The 17,878-nt window shown below is 72.1% G+C and carries 14 protein-coding genes; 6 read left to right on the forward strand and 8 right to left on the reverse strand.

The window, feature by feature from the left end; genetic code table 11:
- The first annotated feature begins 30 nt into the window (after window positions 1-30).
- Window positions 31-1,221 (forward strand): sigma factor-like helix-turn-helix DNA-binding protein, encoded by a 1,191-nt coding sequence (locus ACFVWD_RS00190; RefSeq protein WP_389592965.1) that lies wholly within the window; start codon window positions 31-33, stop codon window positions 1,219-1,221.
- Window positions 1,222-1,365: 144 nt separating this feature from the next.
- Here the strand turns inward: ACFVWD_RS00190 and sucD are convergent, their stop codons facing one another.
- From sucD to ACFVWD_RS00225, 7 genes are all read right to left on the reverse strand, one after another.
- Window positions 1,366-2,250: a succinate--CoA ligase subunit alpha gene (sucD, locus tag ACFVWD_RS00195; protein WP_389592967.1), complete on the reverse strand. Its 885-nt coding sequence runs from the start codon at window positions 2,248-2,250 to the stop codon at window positions 1,366-1,368.
- 21 nt (window positions 2,251-2,271) lie between these two features.
- A complete protein-coding gene (gene sucC, locus ACFVWD_RS00200) occupies window positions 2,272-3,450 on the reverse strand; it encodes an ADP-forming succinate--CoA ligase subunit beta (protein WP_060901446.1) in 1,179 nt (392 codons plus the stop codon).
- Between the two features lie 433 nt (window positions 3,451-3,883).
- Window positions 3,884-4,861 carry a hypothetical protein gene (locus ACFVWD_RS00205; protein ID WP_389592968.1) on the reverse strand — a complete coding sequence of 326 codons (978 nt, stop codon included), beginning with the start codon at window positions 4,859-4,861 and terminating at the stop codon, window positions 3,884-3,886.
- A 170-nt stretch (window positions 4,862-5,031) separates the two neighbouring features.
- Window positions 5,032-5,988 (reverse strand): hypothetical protein, encoded by a 957-nt coding sequence (locus ACFVWD_RS00210; RefSeq protein ID WP_389592970.1) that lies wholly within the window; start codon window positions 5,986-5,988, stop codon window positions 5,032-5,034.
- A gap of 172 nt (window positions 5,989-6,160) precedes the next feature.
- On the reverse strand, window positions 6,161-7,387 hold the full coding sequence (locus ACFVWD_RS00215) for a VWA domain-containing protein (RefSeq protein WP_389592972.1): 1,227 nt from the start codon (window positions 7,385-7,387) through the stop codon (window positions 6,161-6,163).
- Window positions 7,384-9,804 (reverse strand): DUF5682 family protein, encoded by a 2,421-nt coding sequence (locus tag ACFVWD_RS00220; RefSeq protein ID WP_389592973.1) that lies wholly within the window; start codon window positions 9,802-9,804, stop codon window positions 7,384-7,386. Before ACFVWD_RS00220 ends, ACFVWD_RS00215 begins: the two co-directional genes overlap by 4 nt.
- Complete coding sequence (locus ACFVWD_RS00225) at window positions 9,801-10,988, reverse strand: AAA family ATPase (RefSeq protein ID WP_389592975.1); 1,188 nt, start codon at window positions 10,986-10,988, stop codon at window positions 9,801-9,803. Before ACFVWD_RS00225 ends, ACFVWD_RS00220 begins: the two co-directional genes overlap by 4 nt.
- 133 nt (window positions 10,989-11,121) lie before the next feature.
- Here ACFVWD_RS00225 and ACFVWD_RS00230 point away from each other — a divergent pair, with 133 nt between their 5' ends.
- From ACFVWD_RS00230 to ACFVWD_RS00240, 3 genes are read left to right on the forward strand one after another with little or no spacing between them, the layout of a single operon-like run.
- A complete protein-coding gene (locus tag ACFVWD_RS00230; protein ID WP_389592977.1) occupies window positions 11,122-12,477 on the forward strand; it encodes an SWIM zinc finger family protein in 1,356 nt (451 codons plus the stop codon).
- Window positions 12,471-12,635 carry a hypothetical protein gene (locus ACFVWD_RS00235; protein ID WP_389592979.1) on the forward strand — a complete coding sequence of 55 codons (165 nt, stop codon included), beginning with the start codon at window positions 12,471-12,473 and terminating at the stop codon, window positions 12,633-12,635. The genes ACFVWD_RS00230 and ACFVWD_RS00235 overlap by 7 nt, the downstream gene beginning before the upstream one ends.
- Window positions 12,632-14,263: a DUF5691 domain-containing protein gene (locus ACFVWD_RS00240; protein ID WP_389592980.1), complete on the forward strand. Its 1,632-nt coding sequence runs from the start codon at window positions 12,632-12,634 to the stop codon at window positions 14,261-14,263. The genes ACFVWD_RS00235 and ACFVWD_RS00240 overlap by 4 nt, the downstream gene beginning before the upstream one ends.
- A gap of 101 nt (window positions 14,264-14,364) precedes the next feature.
- Here ACFVWD_RS00240 and ACFVWD_RS00245 read toward each other — a convergent pair whose 3' ends face one another.
- The gene (locus ACFVWD_RS00245) at window positions 14,365-14,781 is read right to left on the reverse strand and encodes a cobalamin B12-binding domain-containing protein (protein WP_067366859.1); all 417 of its coding nucleotides are present in this window, start codon (window positions 14,779-14,781) and stop codon (window positions 14,365-14,367) included.
- Window positions 14,782-15,236: 455 nt separating this feature from the next.
- Between ACFVWD_RS00245 and ACFVWD_RS00250 the strand changes: the two genes are divergently transcribed.
- Together ACFVWD_RS00250 and ACFVWD_RS00255 are read left to right on the forward strand one after the other, a co-directional pair.
- On the forward strand, window positions 15,237-16,121 hold the full coding sequence (locus tag ACFVWD_RS00250; RefSeq protein WP_389592981.1) for an esterase/lipase family protein: 885 nt from the start codon (window positions 15,237-15,239) through the stop codon (window positions 16,119-16,121).
- A 198-nt stretch (window positions 16,122-16,319) separates the two neighbouring features.
- Window positions 16,320-17,873: a peptidoglycan DD-metalloendopeptidase family protein gene (locus tag ACFVWD_RS00255; protein ID WP_389592983.1), complete on the forward strand. Its 1,554-nt coding sequence runs from the start codon at window positions 16,320-16,322 to the stop codon at window positions 17,871-17,873.
- The last annotated feature ends 5 nt before the right edge of the window (window positions 17,874-17,878 follow it).

A 17,878-nucleotide genomic window follows, 5' to 3' on the forward strand; every position in this document is an offset into this window, starting at 1 on the left:
CGTACTAAGGGGCACCCTATGGGGTCCGACATGACACGCACCCCTGAGACCCCGCTGCCCTCCCCCCAGGAGCGCCGCCGCCTGCGCGAGGCCCAGTCGCTGAGCCAGGCCGACGTCGCGGCCGCGGTGGGCGTCACCCGTGCGACGGTGCGCTCGTGGGAGAACGGCCGTACGACGCCGTGCGGCAGCAAACGGGACGCGTACGCACGGCTGCTGACGGGCGCTGAGGAGGTGACCACCCATCAGGAGAATCCGGCTCCCGCGCTCGTCGGCTCCGCCACCGGCCCCGTACAAGCGTCCCCCGACCACGCCGAAACCACCCCCGAGCCGCCCTCCGAAACCCCACCCGCCTCCGAGCTCGGCCCCGAACCCAAACCCGAACTCGCCCCCGATCCCGAAGCCGAACTCGAACCCCTTTCGGCCCCCCTGACGCCCGATCAGGCCTTCGACGCCCTCTACGCGTTCTGCGCCCCCGCCCTCGTACGGCAGACCTACCTGCTCACCGGGCGGCGCGAACTGGCGCGCGAGTCGGTGGAGCGCGCCTTCCAGCTGGCCTGGCACCGCTGGCCCGAGGTGGCCATGGACCGCGATCCGGCGGGGTGGGTGCGGGCGACGGCGTACGAGTTCGCGCTCTCGCCCTGGCACAGGCTGCGCCCCCGGCACCGCAACCCGGAGCCGCCGCCCACCGCCCCCGCGGACCGCGCTCTGCTCGACGTACTCCTGCAGCTGCCGCCCGTGTACCGGCGGACCCTGCTGCTCTACGACGGGGTCGGGCTCGATCTGCCGGAGACCGCGGCCGAGACGGAGGCGAGCACGCCCGCGGCGGCCAACCGGCTGCTGCACGCGCGCGAGGCCGTGGCCAAGCGGCTGCCGGAGCTGGCGGAGCCGAAGGCGTTGCACCGGCGACTCGCCGAGGTCGCTTCCGCCGAGCGGCTGCGCGCCGCGAAGCCCACCACGGTCCGCTGGGGCGGAGAGCAGCGCGCCCGGCACTGGACCCGCGCCGCCATCGCCTTCACGGTCGTCCTCATCGGCGCCACGACGCTGACGCTCCGTACGGCCCCGGACCACTACGAACCGCCGCTGGCGCCCGGCGCCACGGTGCACGGGGTGCCCCCCCGGGTCGCGCCCGGGCCGCTGTCCGCGGAGGAGCTGGCCCTGCGCGCCAAGCTCAAGGGGGAGACGGTCAGCGGGCCGGAGCGGCTGGTTCCGGAACCAGGCTGAGCTGGTTCCGCAACCAGGCCGAGCGGGTTCCGGAGCCAGGCTGAGCGGGGTACGACGACGGGCTGAGCCGGGTACGACGACGGGCCCGCACCCCCGTGGGGATGCGAGCCCGTTCAGTCTGGAGAAGGTCCAGCCTGGAGAAGGTCAGCCGGCGAGGATCTCGCGGGCCAGCTTCGCCGTCTCGGTCGGCGTCTTGCCGACCTTGACGCCGGCGGCCTCGAGGGCCTCCTTCTTCGCGGCGGCCGTACCGGAGGAGCCGGAGACGATGGCGCCGGCGTGGCCCATGGTCTTGCCCTCGGGCGCGGTGAAGCCGGCGACGTAGCCGACGACCGGCTTCGTCACGTTCTTGGCGATGAAGTCCGCCGCACGCTCCTCGGCGTCGCCGCCGATCTCACCGATCATGACGATCAGGTCGGTGTCGGGGTCGGCCTCGAACGCGGCGAGCGCGTCGATGTGCGTCGTACCGATGATCGGGTCGCCACCGATACCGACGGCGGACGAGAAGCCGATGTCACGGAGCTCGTACATCATCTGGTACGTCAGCGTGCCGGACTTCGAGACCAGGCCGATGCGGCCCGGCTTCGTGATGTCGCCCGGGATGATGCCGGCGTTCGACTGGCCCGGGGTGATGAGACCGGGACAGTTCGGGCCGATGATGCGGGTCTTGTTGCCCTTCGACTTCGCGTACGCCCAGAAGGCGGCGGAGTCGTGGACGGCGATGCCCTCGGTGATGACGACCGCGAGGGGGATCTCCGCGTCGATCGCCTCGACGACGGCGGCCTTGGCGAAGGCCGGCGGCACGAAGAGGACGGAGACGTTGGCGCCCGTCTTCTCGATGGCCTCGGCGACCGTGCCGAAGACCGGGATCTCGGTGCCGTCGATGTCGACGGACGTGCCCGCCTTGCGCGGGTTCACGCCACCGACGATGTTCGTGCCGTCGGCCAGCATGAGCTTGGTGTGCTTCATGCCCGTGGCACCAGTCATGCCCTGGACGATGACCTTGCTGTCCTTGTTGAGGAAGATAGCCATGGCGGTTGTTTCCCTCGTCCCTTACTTCGCAGCCGCGAGCTCGGCGGCCTTGTCGGCCGCGCCGTCCATGGTGTCCACGCGCTGGACCAGCGGGTGGTTGGCGTCCGACAGGATCTTGCGGCCCAGCTCGGCGTTGTTGCCGTCCAGACGCACGACCAGCGGCTTGGTGACTTCCTCGCCCTTGTCCTTGAGCAGCTGGAGCGCCTGGACGATGCCGTTGGCGACCTCGTCACAGGCGGTGATGCCACCGAAGACGTTGACGAAGACGGACTTGACGTCCGGGTCGCCGAGGATGATCTCCAGGCCGTTCGCCATGACCGCGGCGGAGGCGCCGCCGCCGATGTCGAGGAAGTTGGCGGGCTTGACGCCGCCGTGGTTCTCACCGGCGTAGGCGACGACGTCGAGGGTGCTCATGACGAGACCCGCGCCGTTGCCGATGATGCCGACCTCGCCGTCGAGCTTGACGTAGTTGAGGTTCTTGGCCTTGGCCGCCGCCTCGAGCGGGTTGGCGGCGGCGTGGTCGACCAGCGCCTCGTGCTCCGGCTGACGGAACTCGGCGTTCTCGTCCAGGGACACCTTGCCGTCGAGCGCGATGACGCGGCCGTCGGCGACCTTGGCGAGCGGGTTGACCTCGACGAGGAGGGCGTCCTCCTTGATGAAGGTGTCCCACAGCGTCACCAGGATCTCGGCGACCTGCTCGGCGACCTCGGCCGGGAACTTCGCCTGGGCGACGATCTCACGGGCCTTCTCGATCGAGACGCCCTCGTTGGCGTCGACCGGGACCTTCGCGAGGGCCTCGGGGTTCTCCTCCGCGACGACCTCGATCTCCACGCCGCCCTGGACGGACGCCATGGCGAGGAAGGTGCGGTTGGTGCGGTCGAGGAGGTACGAGACGTAGTACTCCTCGGCGATCTCGGGCGCGGTCTCGGCGATCATCACCTTGTGGACCGTGTGGCCCTTGATGTCCATGCCGAGGATGTCCGTCGCGCGGGCGACGGCCTCGTCCGGGGTGGCGGCGAGCTTGACGCCGCCGGCCTTGCCTCGGCCACCGACCTTCACCTGGGCCTTGACGACGGACTTGCCGCCAAGACGCTCGGTCGCCTCGCGGGCTGCCTCAGGCGTGTCAATGACTTCACCGGCCAGCACCGGTACACCGTGCTTGGCGAAGAGGTCCCTCGCCTGGTACTCGAACAGGTCCACGCGCGTCCGTCCCTATCAGTGATCTCGCGGTTCGTTGTCTGCGTGGGCGTGCCGCGAAGGGCAACGTGACGTCCGCTGTCACAAGGGTGGCGCACACGATGTCCGAGCGCGCGGCATGTCCGTCTCGCAGGTTATCGCCGCAGGACGTGGGTCCCTAAATCGCAGGTCACACCTGAGCGGTGATACCTGTCACAGATCTGGCCGGGACAGGGCCTCACCAGGCTGGGGTTTGCCTGGTGAGGCCCCTCGAACAGCCCCTGAGGGGCCCGGGGAGGGTGGTCCTCACCCCAATGGGGACCACCCTCCCCATCCGCGGGATTCCGGTCGGACACAGCCGACGGATTTCGGCCGTCCGGGACCGTGGCCCCGCGGAGTCGGTCGGTGGGTACAGCGGTACAGCAGTACAGCGACAGCGGTACAGCGGGAGGGGCGGTCAGACGCTGTAGGTGCCGCCGTACTGGGCGTGGTGCAGATAGCTCGGTGTGACGGACTCGGCCACGCCCTGGACACCGGTGACCGCGTGTCCCGCGAGCGGGCCGGCCTGGCCGACCACGCCGCCGGCGAACGGCCGCACGTCGTCCACGACGCCCCCCGCGAAGCCGCCGACATTCCCTTGGACGCCATAGGCCAGACCGGTGGCGCTGCCCTCGATGCCCGCCACGACCGGCCGCACGAGGTCGGCGACCGGCTGTACGGCGCCGACGACACCCTGGGCGAAGGGGTCCACCTGGCCGGTGACGCCGTGCGCGAGGGTGCCCGCGTCGGCCACGACCCCGCCCGCGAGCGGCCGCACACCGCCCACCGCTCCGGACGCCAGAGCGCCCGCGTCCCCGACCGCCTGCCCGGCGACCGGGACCACGCCGTGCACGGCGGTGGCGGCGACGGGCGGCAGAACGGAGGCGGCGGTGTCGTCGGCGACCTGCGCGACGGCGTGGTGCACAACCGGGGTGACGCCCTGTACGGCGTCGGCCGCGACCGGCGGCAGGGCGGCCGACGTGGTCTCGTCGACGGAGCTCCGGTCCAGCTGCGGCGCGAAGGCCGAGAGCGGGCCGAAGAGGTAGTCGACCTCGTCCTGCGGGGCCGAAAGGTGGGTGACCGTGGGGGCGGTCTTCTTGGTCTGGTGGGTGACGGCGGTCCGGGCGGTGTCCTCGACCGTGGACACCGTCTTGGCGGCGGTGTCGCCGACCTCGCCGGTCACCGTGCCGACGGTGTCCGTGGCGGCGGTGTCCGTGGCGGCGGTGTCCGTGGCGGCGGTGTCCGTGGCGGCGGTACCTGTGTCGCCCACGGTCGCGTCGGGCAGCGACACCGGCGAAGAGGGCAGCTCATCGGCGCTGGCGACGGCGGAGCCGAGCGCCCACGCGCCGGTGACACCGGCGGCTATGACGAGGGAACGGCGGATGTTCTTGTTCATGTGTACGTCAGATCCTTCGGGTTTCCGAGAGTCCTGGGCTTCCGTCCGGGGACCGGAGAGGGTCCCGACAGGGACCGGAGAGGGTCCCGACAGGGACCGGAGAGGGTCCGGACGGCGGGCAGACCTGTTCCGCCCCCGCGCGGCAGGTCGACAGCGGGGGAAGGACTGCCCTAGCCGGGGAAGACTGGAATGTCCCGGTGCCTGTCCCGGGTTCCGGCCGCGGTCACCGCCGCGGGAACGCCGGGCACGAGCCGTAGCGGCGCCCGGTGGCTCGGAGTGACGGCATGAGGATCGCCGTGGCGCGGCGTGCCGTTGTCGACGGCAGACTGACCGCCCAGCGCGCCCGTGGGGTCGCCGGGGGGTGCCTGACGGTCGGGCCCCGGCGCCACGCCTAGGTGCTCGCCACGCACGGCGACACCGTCGGTGTCCGTACCGAGGCGGGTGGGGCCGTAGTACGTCGGGCCGACGGGCCCGGCGTCCGCATGCCGCACCACCGCGTGCGACGACGAGGACACGGCACCCGCACCCGATTGATGGGGCCTCGCACCGGCGGACGGAACCTGACCCCCCGCACCCGGAAGCGCGGGCGGACCGGGCGGACCGGGCAGCTCCGGCAGGGAAGGCAGAGAGGACCTGGAGGGCAACGAGGGAAGGGTCGGCAGGGTCTTCGGCGGCGCCTGGCCCAACTCGCCGTTCACCGTCTCCACGAGATCACCGACCGGCCGTACGACGCTGTCGGCAACCGGCCCTACGACGTGCCGGACGGTGTCGGTCACGCGGGTGACGGTGCCGCCGACCTGAGCGACGGTGTCTGTGACGTGCGCGTGAGTGACGGTGTCCGTGACGTGAGTGACGCTGTCCGTGACGTGAGTGACGGCCGGGGCCGCCGAGTGCGCCACCAGGAGCGGAGCAGCCGGTTTCACCACCCGTACCGACGAACTCGCCGGAACCGTCGGCACCAACCCGCCCGCCCCGTCCGCCGCATGCGCCCGCTCCCCGCAGAGGAGCCCGAGTGCGAACAACCCGGCCACCAGCAGTGCCAGTTGCAGCGCACGCCGCCCGGCCGCCGTGCGCGTCAGGCGCAGAGCGGCACCGGCGAAGGGCAGTTCGGCGGCGGGCGGGGTCAAGACGGGGCGATCCTTCATGCGGCGGGAAGAGGCGTCGATCCTCGCACGGGTCTCCTGAGGTCGCGCAAGCCCCCTGTCGCCACTGCTACCGATGGGTAGTCATGTCCGCTTTCCCACACTCCTCACGTCCCCTCACATTTCCTCACCTCTCCTCACGTCTCCTCACCTCTCCTCACGCGGTGTCCGGTATCGGGAGCGGGCGCTTCTCGATCGCCGCCGCCATCACCTCGGGAAACAGGTCGGGCGTACAGGCGAACGCTGGTGCGCCCAGCGCCGCGAGCGCTGCCGCGTGCTCACGGTCGTACGCGGGCGCCCCTTCGTCGGACAACGCCAGCAGCGTCACGAACTGCACCCCCGACGCCTTCATCGCCGCTACCCGCTTGAGCATCTCGTCGCGTATGCCTCCTTCGTAGAGGTCACTGATGAGCACGACCACCGTGTCGGCGGGCCGGGTGATCTGCGACTGGCAGTACGCGAGCGCCCTGTTGATGTCCGTACCGCCGCCCAGCTGGGTGCCGAAGAGGACGTCGACCGGGTCGTCGAGCTGGTCGGTCAGATCGACGACGGCCGTGTCGAAGACGACGAGCCGGGTGGCGATGGACCGCATCGACGCGAGGACGGCGCCGAACACGGAGGCGTAGACGACGGACGCCGCCATGGATCCCGACTGGTCGATGCAGAGGATGACCTCCTTCTTCACGGACTGCGAGGCACGCCCGTAGCCGATCAGCCGTTCGGGCACGATCGTGCGGTACTCGGGCAGGTAGTGCTTCAGGTTCGCCGCGATCGTGCGGTTCCAGTCGATGTCCTGGTGACGGGGTCTGCTGATACGCGTACTGCGGTCGAGGGCACCGGTGAGAGTCGCCCGCGTGCGGCTCGCGAGCCGCTTCTCGAGATCCTCTACGACCTTGCGCACGACGGCCCGCGCCGTTTCCTTCGTCGTCTCCGGCATGGCCTTGTTGAGGGAGAGCAGCGTGCCGACCAGGTGCACATCGGCCTCGACCGCTTCCAGCATCTCGGGCTCCAACAGGAGGGTGGACAGCCCGAGCCGGTCGATGGCGTCCCGCTGCATGACCTGCACGACGGACGAGGGGAAGTACGTCCGGATGTCCCCGAGCCAGCGCGCGACCGACGGCGCCGACGCCCCGAGCCCCGCCGAACGGTCCCGCCCGGACCGCCCCTTGCCGCCCTTCCCGTACAACGCGGTGAGCGCCCCGTCCATCGCCGCGTCCTGCCCCGCGAGCACGCATCCGGTGCCGTCCGCCTCCTCACCCCCGAGCACAAGCCGCCACCGCCGCAGCCGCTCGCCGGCGACTTCCGCGACTTCGGCGACTTCGGCGGGTCCGGGCGACCCGGCCGGCCCGTTCGAGCCGGTCGCTTCCTCAGGTGCCGCTGTCATCGGGCCACCCCCGCAAAGTCGTCGTCGTAGGACACGTCCAGCCCCAGCAGCAGGCTCAGCACCGGCAGGACCGCGTCGGCGCGCTCGGGGTCGAGGTCGGGGGCGAACCCGGGTATGCCGGACGCGGCGGCCTCGGCGCTCCCCCGCGCCCCCGGGCCGCGCCGGACCAGCTCACCCAGCGTTCTGCGCACTCCTGCCTCGTACGCCGAGAACGTGCGCCGCAGCAGCGGCAGCACATCGGTGAACGCCGCCGCCGGCACCCCGGTCAGCCACGCGTCCACCAGACCGAGCAGCCGCTCGTCGTGCACGAGCAGCATCCCGCCCCCGGAGCCACCGCCGACGAACCCCTCGATCCACGCGGCCGCGTCCCCCGGCTCCGTACCCGGCGACAGCACGAGACCCATGAGCCGCGCGGCCTCGTCCTGCCCCAACTCCCCTTCGTCCAGCAGCAGTCGTACCGCTCGCCCACGGATCACCCCCGGCACGGTGTCCCGCCCGGCCAGCACCCGGAGCACTGAGTGCCAGCGCTCACGCATCCCGCCGGAGGCCGGCGTGCCGGGCTCCCCCAGCAATCCCACCGCGCCGTGGACCGCGTCCACATGGCGTCGCATGTGCTCGGCGGCCTCGGCGTCGAGGGCCGTGCAGGCCGGTGGGAGCCCGACGAAGATCCGCTCGGCGAGGCCCACGGCGACGTCCGTGAGGGCGTGTGTGTCCGTGCCGCGCACATCGCCGTACCGCAGGGAGCGGACCAGCGCGGGCAGAGCCTGGGCGAGGTGGCCGACATCCGCGTCCAGCGCGGCCCGGTCGGCGAGGACCCGCATCACCACGGGCAGCGCGTCCGGGAGTTCGGCGAGCAGACAGCGCTCGGCCAGTGCCGTGACGTCGGCCAGGGCGTGCGCGGCGACGGCGTCCGCCTCGGCCTTGCCGGTCGCCGCCGACAGCACCGTCGTGCCCCAGACCCCGGCCTCGGCGACCCGCACGGACAGCTCCGGCTCCCAGCGCAGCCGCCAGGTCTCCCGGAAGGTGCCGGTGCTGCCGCGCGTGGCGGTGGGCTCCCCCCACGCGATACCGAGCAGCCGCAGCCGGTGCAGGAGTCTGCTCCGCCCGGCGTCGGTCTCCCCCCGCAGATCCAGCTCCAACTCCCGCTCCATCGGCTCGGGTTTGAGCCGCAACCGCTTCTGCGCACGCGCGAGGTCGCGCTGCAACGGCACCGCGGGAGCGGACTGAGGCACCTCGCCCAGCACATCGCCGACCACGAGCCGGTCGTGCACGAGCCCCAGCGGCACGTCCGAGCCCTCACACATCACCGCCCGTACGGCATCGGTGGTCTCGGTCAGCCCGGGCAGTGGGCGACCGCGCATGGCGGCGAGCGTGTCGGCCAGCCGTACCGCCTCGATGACGTGCGCGGACGACACCATCCGGTCCTCGTCGCGCAGCAGTCTCGCCACCTTCGTCATCCAGCGCTCGACGGGACGGTCCGGGGCGGCGAACAGATGCCCGTACCAACCCGGCGAGTCGATGCCCGCGCCGTACCCGCTGACCCGCGACAGCCTCCGGTGCGTCCACGGCACCCACGTCATGTCGGCCTTGGCCCTGGGGAGCCCCTTGAGCAGCGCCCGATCGGCGGCCACGGTCGTCTTCTGCCGCAGCGCGGGCACGTGCCAGGCCCCGCACACCACGGCCACCTCGTCCCCGAACTCCCGCTGCGCCGCCCGCATCTGGAGCCGCATGTACGCCTCGCGCACCAGGTCCCGGTCGTGTCCCCCGACTCCGTAGGCCTCCCTCAGTGCCCCCATCGCCTCCTCCAGCACGGTGAACGGCGCGAACGGGTCGGCCCCGCTCCCCGCCCCGCCCCGGTGCTCGACCACGTCCTCCCACCAGCGCTCGGGATCGTCGTAACCGGCCGTCTCCGCGAGGACCGCGAGGGGGTCGATCCGCACGTCCGCAACGACGGAACGGTCGGATACACCGGCCTCCCGCTCCCCCTTCTCCCCCCTTTCCCTCTTCTCCCCCTTCTCCCCTTTCCCTCCTTGCCCTCCTTGCCTCTTCTCCTCCTCCGCCGCCTCCTTCTCCTCTTCCCTCCCCCACGCCAGCGTGTGGGTCGCCGGGAGGTCGATGAAGCGGGCCTGGACCCCGTGCTCCAGGGCCCACCGGATCGCCACCCACTCGGGGGAGAACTCGGCGAGCGGCCAGAAGGCGGAGTGGCCGGGCTCGTCCATGACATGGGCGAGGAGTGCGACGGGAGGACGCATGTCCTTCTCGGCGGCGAGCGGGATGAGCGCGTCCGCCTCCGGGGGTCCCTCGATCAGTACGACTTCGGGCGTCGCCGCCTCCAGCGCGGCCCGCACGGCGCGGGCCGACCCCGGGCCGTGATGCCGCACCCCCAGCAGCAACGGCCCCGCCGTGAAGGTCGTCATGCGCTCACCTCCCGGCAGGCCCGGTAGAAGTCCTTCCAGCCGTCCCGCTCGCGGACGACCGCCTCCAGGTACTCCTGCCAGATGACCCGGTCGGCGGCCGGATCACGGACGACGGCGCCGAGGATGCCGGCCGCCACGTCGGACGCGCGCAGGATGCCGTCGCCGAAGTGGGCGGCGAGGGCCAGGCCGCCTGTGACGACCGAGATCGCCTCGGCGGTGGACAGCGTGCCGCTGGGCGACTTCAGCTTTGTCCGCCCGTCGGCCGTGACCCCGTCGCGCAGCTCACGGAAGACGGTGACGACACGGCGGATCTCGTCGATGCCCTCGGGCACGGCGGGCAGGTCGAGGGAGCGGCCGATCTGGTCCACGCGCCGCGAGACGATGTCGACCTCGGCGTCCGCGCTCTCCGGCAGGGGCAGCACCACCGTGTTGAAGCGGCGGCGCAGGGCGCTGGACAGCTCGTTCACCCCGCGGTCGCGGTCGTTGGCGGTGGCGATCAGGTTGAAGCCGCGGACGGCCTGCACCTCCTGGCCCAACTCCGGTATCGGCAGGACCTTTTCCGACAGGATCGTGATCAACGTGTCCTGCACGTCCGCCGGGATGCGGGTCAGCTCCTCCACCCTGGCCGTCATGCCCTCGGCCATGGCGCGCATGACCGGGCTCGGCACGAGCGCGTCGCGGCTGGGGCCGTGGGCCAGCAGCTGCGCGTAGTTCCAGCCGTACCGGATCGCCTCCTCCGGTGTGCCGGCTGTGCCCTGCACCAGCAGGGTCGAGTCGCCGCTGACCGCCGCGGCCAGGTGCTCGGACACCCAGGTCTTCGCGGTGCCGGGCACGCCGAGCAGAAGCAGGGCGCGGTCGGTGGCGAGCGTGGTGACGGCGACCTCGACGATGCGGCGCGGTCCCACGTACTTCGGTGTGATCACCGTGCCGTCCGGCAGCGTGCCACCCAGCAGATAGGTCGCCACCGCCCATGGCGACATCCGCCAGCGGGCGGGCCGCGGCCGGTCGTCCTGCGCGGCCAGCGCGGCGAGTTCGGCGGCGAAGGCGTGCTCGGCATGTGGTCGCAGCGCCTCGCCCGCACTCTCGCTCACGCTTGCGCTCACACCTTCGCCCAGGCCCTCGCTCACGGGCGGACGGACGGTCGTCGGTTCAACGGACTCAACGGACTCAACGCGCACAGACATGGCTCGCTCCCCCTCCGGCTCGGCCGGTTCGGATCTGGTTCCACCGTGCACCACGCCACTGACAATGCGCTCTGACCTGCGCAAATGCTCTCGCGAAGGTCGATTGTCAGTGGCGGGACCTACCTTCGATGACATGACTCAGCAGGGGGTGCGCTGGACGGCGGATCAGGTGCTGGCACTGGCGCCTGACGCCGCGTCACGTACGGCCGGCAGCAAGCTCGGCGCGGCCGGGCCGTGGTCGGAGGCAGGCAGTTCTGACGAGGGGACGGTATGGGGACTGTGCAGGGGAAGCGGCAGCAGGCCTTATCAGACGGTCATCGACATCGCGGACTCCACCGGGCCCGCGTACAAGTGCAGTTGCCCGAGCCGGAAGTTCCCGTGCAAGCACGCGCTGGGACTGCTGCTGCTCTGGGCGGGCGAGGACGGTTCGGTGTCGCGGGGGCCGGCGCCGGACTGGGCGGAGCAGTGGATAGAGGGGAGACGAGAGCGAGCGGGGGAGAAGGGGACGACGGGCGGGGCATCTGGGACGGCGTCACCGAGCGATCCGGAGGCGGCGCGGCGCAGGGCGCAGCGGCGGGCCGAGCGGATCACCGCGGGGGCGGCGGAGCTGGAGCAGCGGTTGGCGGACCTGCTGCGGGGCGGCCTCGCGTCGGCCGAGCAGGCGGGGTACGGGATGTGGGAGGAGACGGCGGCCCGCATGGTCGACGCGCAGGCGCCCGGACTGGCCGCGCGGGTCAGGGAGTTGGGGGCGATTCCCTCCTCCGGACCCGGCTGGCCGGTGCGGCTGCTGGAGGAATGCGCGCTGCTCCATCTCCTCGACCAGGGCTGGCTGCGTCGTGAGCGGCTGCCGGACGATCTGGCCGCGACGGTTCGCTCGCGGGTGGGGCTGCCCGGTTCGGCGGACGGGCCGCCGGTGCGGGACCGCTGGCTGGTCCTCGCCCAGTACGACACGGCGGACACCCGGCTCACGACCCGCAGGATCTGGCTCCACGGCGCGGAGACCGACCGCACCGTGCTGCTCCTCTCCTATGGGGCCGCCGGCCGCGCGCCGGAGCTGACGCTGCCGGTGGGGCTGGCCTTCGAGGCGGAGGTGTCCGCGTATCCGGGCGCCGGACAGCTCCGAGCGGCCCTGGGCGAGCGGTTCACGCCGCCCGCCCCCGCGCGGACACGACCGCCGGGGCTGACCACACCCCAGGCGGCGGCCCGCTTCGGCGAGGCCCTGCGGGCCGACCCCTGGCTCGACTCCCAGCCGGTCACGCTGGCCCGGGTGATACCCACCCCCGTCGACGACACCTGGCAACTGGCGGACGCCGAGGGTGACTTCGGACTCCCGATCGCCCCTTCCCTTCTCTCCCGACCCGGCCTGTGGCGCCTCGCCGCCCTCTCCGGCGGCGCCCCCGTCACGGTCTTCGGAGAGTGCGGCCACCAAGGCTTCACTCCCCTGACGGCCTGGCCGGAGGGCGACGGAGAGCCGGTGTCACTGTGCTGACCACCGGCACGGCCCACACCGCCGGCACCGCCCGCACGACCCGCACGACCCGCACCATCAGCATCACCGGCACCACCCGCATCACCCGCCCGACCTCCGTCGCTCGCATCACCGCTTCCGTTCTCACCACCGCCTCCCCACGGAAAGGACGCTCATGAACACGACCTCCGCTTCCGCGGGCGCACCCGTCGGGGGTTCCTGGGAGGAGCTCGTCACGATGGCCCTGCTCGGGACCGAGCGGCGCCCGCCTCCGGCCTGGGCCGCCGGGCGCGAGGCGCCGGTGGCCCTGCTGGACGCGGCCGCCGTGGAAACCCTGCGGCGGCGGGCCGGGGTACGGGCCGCGCGGGCGGCCGCCCGTCCCGAGCCCGCCGCGCCCGACCCACGACCGGCCCTCCCGTCCGCCGCGGCCCACCGCCTCACGACGCTGCTGGCGGACCGGCCCGGCGCGGGAGGCGGTGGCCGCAGGGGCACGGCACCCGACCTCATGGAGCTGCTCCCGCAGTGGCTCGCGCTGGCGAACGCGCGGGGTTTCGCGCCGCCCCCGGAGACACTGCCCGCGCTCCTCGACGCGGCCCGGGGCCGTACGGACCTGCGGCCGGCGGCCCTGGCCTTCGCGGGGCCGCGCGCCCTGTGGCTCGCCCGGCTGAACCCGGAGTGGCGCTTCGCCCTGCGTTCGCTGCCCGGCGGCGGCACCGCGCTGCCCGGCCCGGAGGACCCCGGGCGCGCGCAACAGCTCTGGCAGGAGGGACTCTTCGCCGAGCGGGTCGCACTGCTCACATCGATACGGGCCCAGGACCCCAGGGCCGCGCGCGAGCTGCTCGCCACCACCTGGGCGACCGAGCGGGCCGAGGACCGGCTGATGTTCCTCGACTCCTTGCGCTCCGGACTGTGCGCGGCGGATGAACCGTTCCTGGAGCGGGCGCTCGCCGACCGGAGCCGCAACGTCCGGGCCACGGCGGCGGAACTGCTGTCCGCGCTGCCCGGTTCGGCGCTCGCCGCGCGGATGGGGGCGCGGGCCGGCTCGTGCGTGGCCGTCGACCGGACGCAGGGCACACCCTCGATCGTCGTCGAGGCGCCGCACGAGTGCGACGCGAGCATGGAGCGCGACGGTGTTGTACCGAAAGCTCCGGCGGGACGAGGGGAACGGTCGTGGTGGCTGGGCCAGTTGGTCGAAGCAGCGCCGCTCGGGACATGGTCGCGACGGCTCGGCGGACGTACGCCGGAGGAGATCGTGGCGCTTCCGGTGTCGGACGACTGGCAGAGCGAGCTGCATGCCGCGTGGTGCCGGGCGGCGGTACGGCAGCGGGACCCGGGCTGGTCCCGGGCGCTCCTCGGTGCGCCGTCGGCTCCGGAGGCCGGCGGGCCGGGGGCGGTGTCACTGGCGGAGCGGTCGAAACTGCTCGCCACGTTGGGCTCCGCCGAGCGGGCCGAGTGGGTGGCCGGGTTCATCGCCACGCACGGGTTGTCCGAGGCGTTCCAGCTGCTCGGGGTCTGCGCGGTGCCGTGGGCGGGGCCCCTGGGACGGGCTGTGGTCGACGCGCTCAATATCGCGCGGGACGCGGGGAGTTATCCATGGAGCTTCAGTGGGGTGATGGGGCTGGCCGAGCGGTGCCTGGATCCGGCGGAGGCGGGGCGGCTGGAGGGACTCACGGCGGTCGCCGACGAGCCGGAGAACGCGGCGCCCGGTGCCGGTGGCTACTGGGCGGAGGCCTTCCAACGCCTCGTCACCACACTGCGTCTGCGCGCGGTGATGTCCTCGGAGCTGGATGGTGCGGGTCCGCGCTGACAGGAGCGCCCCTTGAGGGGCGCGGGGAACTGCGCGACCAGCCCCCACCCACCCGCAGCCGCCCCACGAGCCGTCGGGACGGCTCCCCCGCAGGAGAGGCGCTACGCGCCCGCCGGCTGGCGCACGTTCGCCCGGACCCACTCCACGATCGACGCGGTCGTCGCGCCCGGCGTGAAGATCTCGGCGACGCCCTTCTCCTTGAGCGGCGCGATGTCCGCCTCGGGAATGATCCCGCCGCCGAAGACCTTGATGTCCTCCGCGTCGCGCTCCTTGAGGAGATCGATGACGGCGGCGAACAGTGTGTTGTGGGCACCGGAGAGGATCGAGAGGCCGATCGCGTCGGCGTCCTCCTGGATCGCGGTGTCGACGATCTGCTCCGGGGTCTGGTGGAGCCCGGTGTAGATGACCTCCATACCGGCGTCGCGCAGCGCCCGCGCGATCACCTTGGCCCCGCGATCGTGGCCGTCGAGCCCCGGCTTGGCCACCACCACGCGGATCGGACCGGCTGCCACACCCATCACTGCCTCCATGAACGGACTTCATCGACCGCCCCGCGCCGCACCGGCAGGGGAAGTGAACGAACGTTATCGTCAGATCCGTGCAAACCACAGTTTCCCGCTGAAGACCGAGGGGGAAATCACACGGTGGGACACATTCGCCGCGCACCGCTCCGCGTCTCTGCGGCACACGCGCCGCAGGGATCTGCGTCGCGCGGGCCGTGGCCGGAGCCTGCGCAAGGAGAGCCGCCAACAGGTGGCAGCACCACCGTCGCATCAGGGAGGCGCGACGGCGGTGCGGCGCATCGGCGGGAGCACGACGGCAGGGAATCCCGTCGCGTCACCGGCGCACCACACGCCACGGACGCACCGTCGGCCACCGCCCACGCCATCGCCACCGGCATCGCCACCGCGGCTTTCCACGAGGGCACACGGGGGACAAAGCGGTCCCGTCGCGTGCCGACTGGAGGTCGGCCATGAAGGTCACCGGGGCTGAGTTGCCCTTTCTCCCTCTCCACCGGCGTCTGCTGCCCAGCAGACTGACCGGGCTCTCGGTGGCCCTGTTGAAGGCGACGGCCCTGGAGATCGCCATCCTCGCCGGGCACCTCCTCCTCTATCCGTCCGGCATCACCCAGGAGCGCCGCGGCACCTCCGCACTCCCCCCGCCCGACGCGCCCCGGCTGCCCACCGGGACCAAGCCGCCGGTCGTGCTGCTGCACGGCTTCATCGACAACCGTTCGGTCTTCGTGCTGCTGCGCCGCAACCTCGCCCAGCACGGCAGGCAGCACATCGAGTCGCTCAACTACTCGCCACTGACACACGACATCCGCGCCGCCGCGGAGCTGCTCGGACGGCATATAGAGGACATATGTGAGCGCACCGGGCGCGATCAGGTGGACATAGTGGGCCACAGCCTCGGCGGACTGATAGCCCGCTACTACGTCCAGCGCCTCGGCGGAGACCTGCGCGTCCGCACCCTGGTCACGCTCGGCACGCCGCACGCGGGCACGAAGGTCATTCCGCTGATGAACGCGCACCCGATCGTCCGTCAGATGCGTCCGGGTTCGGAGGTGATCGAGGAGCTGCGCAAGCCCGCGCCCGACTGCCGTACGCAGTTCGTGAGCTTCTGGAGCGACCTCGACCACCTGATGGACCCGCTGGAGACCGCCTCCATCGACCATCCGGACCTGCTCGCGCAGAGCGTCCAAGTGAGCGGAATCGGACATCTCGCCCTGCCGGTCCACCCCGCGGTCGCCGCCGGGATACGGCAGGCACTCGACTTCGAGGAGACGCAGGCCCGCCCCACCGCCGCGCCCGCCGCCGAAACCGGGGGTCTGACAGGGGGTCTGACAGTGGCGTAACGCCTCCGCGGAACACCCTCAACATCGAACGGCAATCGAACGCCAGGCCAAAGCCGTGCCCGCCCTCCCCCGAAACACGGCCGAATGCCCGTTTCCCGAGTGGAGGAAACCTGCCGAAGATTGTCGCGCCCGCGTACCGCCGGGTACAGTCACCGCACTGCTCTGCCAGCCCCTGTTGTCGAGGCGAAAGAGAAGTTGGTGAACGACCGTCACCCGTCGGGGACCGTAACGCCCCCGGCTCCGGCCTCCGATGCCGCCGCGGCGCCCTATGCGTCGTACGGTGGCCAGGAAGCCCAGTACGGCGACTTCACCTCGTACGACGGCTACGCCACCACCGGTACCTACGCGACCGGAAGCTTCGAGACCACGGGTTTCGAGACCTCGACCTTCGCGGCGGACCCCCTCTTCGGCGACATGTCGGGCGGCGACGGCACGGGTTCGTACGACGCCACGCAGTGGAGCACCGGCAGCCACCAGACCCCGCACTACGACCCGTACGCCGCACAGCACCAGGCCGCGTACGACACCGGTGCCTACGACACGACCGCCTGGGCGAGCGGATACCAGCAGCTCGCCAACATCCCCGCGCAGCACCCGGGCCCCGAGGGCACCGGCCAGTGGGACGCGGCCGCCTGGCTCCAGGCCGAACAGACCGGCCAGACCCAGCAGTGGACCGCGCACACCCAGGAGACGGGCGCGTACGACGCCACGCAGTGGAACACCGCGGGCGAACACGACCCCTACGAGGGGTACGAGCAGCACCAGCAGGCCGAGTCGTATGAGCAGCAGCTCGCCGCCGAGGCCTACGAGCATCAGCCGGTGGCCGAGTCCGACGTCCACGACCGGCCCTTCGACCAGCAGGCGACCGCGGCCTTCGAGCAGGTGTCGTACGAGGAACCCGGCGCCGCGGAGGACGAGTTCGAGGACGCCGGTGACGCGCAGGACGCGCCGCTGCTCGAGGACATGGAAGAGGTCATTCCGGCCCCCCGTGCCGCGAACCGGTCCGCGTCCCGTTCCCGGCGGCGCACCCCGGCGAAGCGTTCCGCCTTGCTGACCGTCGCGGTTCCCTCGGCCTGCGTGATGGGGGTCGCGGGAATCGCCGCCGCCTCCGTGGGCACCATCGGCGGGAACGACAGCAAGGACAACACGACCCTCAGCGCGTCCGACGGGACCGCGGTGAAGCCGTCGGCCGCCAACAACAAACTGGACACCCAGCTCCAGAGCCTCTCCGCGGGCGCGGACGACTTCGCCGACCGGGCCAGCCGGACGCAGGAACGTATCGACCTCAAGGCTCAGCAGGCCGCCGAGAAGCAGAAGGCGGCGGCGGAGGCGGCCCGCAAGGAGCGGTTGCGGCCGAAATTCGTGCTCCCGGTCACGCAGAAGGGCCTCAGCGCCTACTTCGGCCAGGCCGGCATCAACTGGATGTCCGTGCACACGGGCATCGACTTCCCGGTGTCGTACGGCACGCCGGTGATGGCCGCGACCGACGGCACCGTACGGACGCAGTGGAACAGCGCGTACGGGAACATGGCGATCGTCACCGCGATGGACGGCACGGAGACCTGGTACTGCCACCTCTCCAGCTACAAGGTGCCGTCGGGGACGGTCGTGAAGGCCGGTGACCAGATCGCGTTCTCCGGGAACTCCGGCAACTCGACCGGTCCGCACCTGCACTTCGAGGTCCGCCCCGCGGGCGGTTCGGCGATCGACCCGCTGCCGTGGCTGCGCAGCCACGGCCTGGACCCGACGTAACCCAC

Origin of the sequence: Streptomyces sp. NPDC058086, assembly GCF_042885015.1 — a bacterium.
Classification (GTDB): Bacteria; Actinomycetota; Actinomycetes; order Streptomycetales; family Streptomycetaceae; genus Streptomyces.

Excerpts from the sequence above, each read along its gene's own strand:
- ACFVWD_RS00190 (WP_389592965.1), top strand. The coding sequence starts at position 31 with ATGACACGCACCCCTGAGACCCCGCTGCCCTCCCCCCAGGAGCGCCGC.
- sucD (WP_389592967.1), bottom strand. The coding sequence starts at position 2,250 with ATGGCTATCTTCCTCAACAAGGACAGCAAGGTCATCGTCCAGGGCATG.
- ACFVWD_RS00205 (WP_389592968.1), bottom strand. The coding sequence starts at position 4,861 with ATGAACAAGAACATCCGCCGTTCCCTCGTCATAGCCGCCGGTGTCACC.
- ACFVWD_RS00215 (WP_389592972.1), bottom strand. The coding sequence starts at position 7,387 with ATGACAGCGGCACCTGAGGAAGCGACCGGCTCGAACGGGCCGGCCGGG.
- ACFVWD_RS00220 (WP_389592973.1), bottom strand. The coding sequence starts at position 9,804 with ATGACGACCTTCACGGCGGGGCCGTTGCTGCTGGGGGTGCGGCATCAC.
- ACFVWD_RS00225 (WP_389592975.1), bottom strand. The coding sequence starts at position 10,988 with ATGTCTGTGCGCGTTGAGTCCGTTGAGTCCGTTGAACCGACGACCGTC.
- ACFVWD_RS00230 (WP_389592977.1), top strand. The coding sequence starts at position 11,122 with ATGACTCAGCAGGGGGTGCGCTGGACGGCGGATCAGGTGCTGGCACTG.
- ACFVWD_RS00240 (WP_389592980.1), top strand. The coding sequence starts at position 12,632 with ATGAACACGACCTCCGCTTCCGCGGGCGCACCCGTCGGGGGTTCCTGG.
- ACFVWD_RS00245 (WP_067366859.1), bottom strand. The coding sequence starts at position 14,781 with ATGGGTGTGGCAGCCGGTCCGATCCGCGTGGTGGTGGCCAAGCCGGGG.
- ACFVWD_RS00250 (WP_389592981.1), top strand. The coding sequence starts at position 15,237 with ATGAAGGTCACCGGGGCTGAGTTGCCCTTTCTCCCTCTCCACCGGCGT.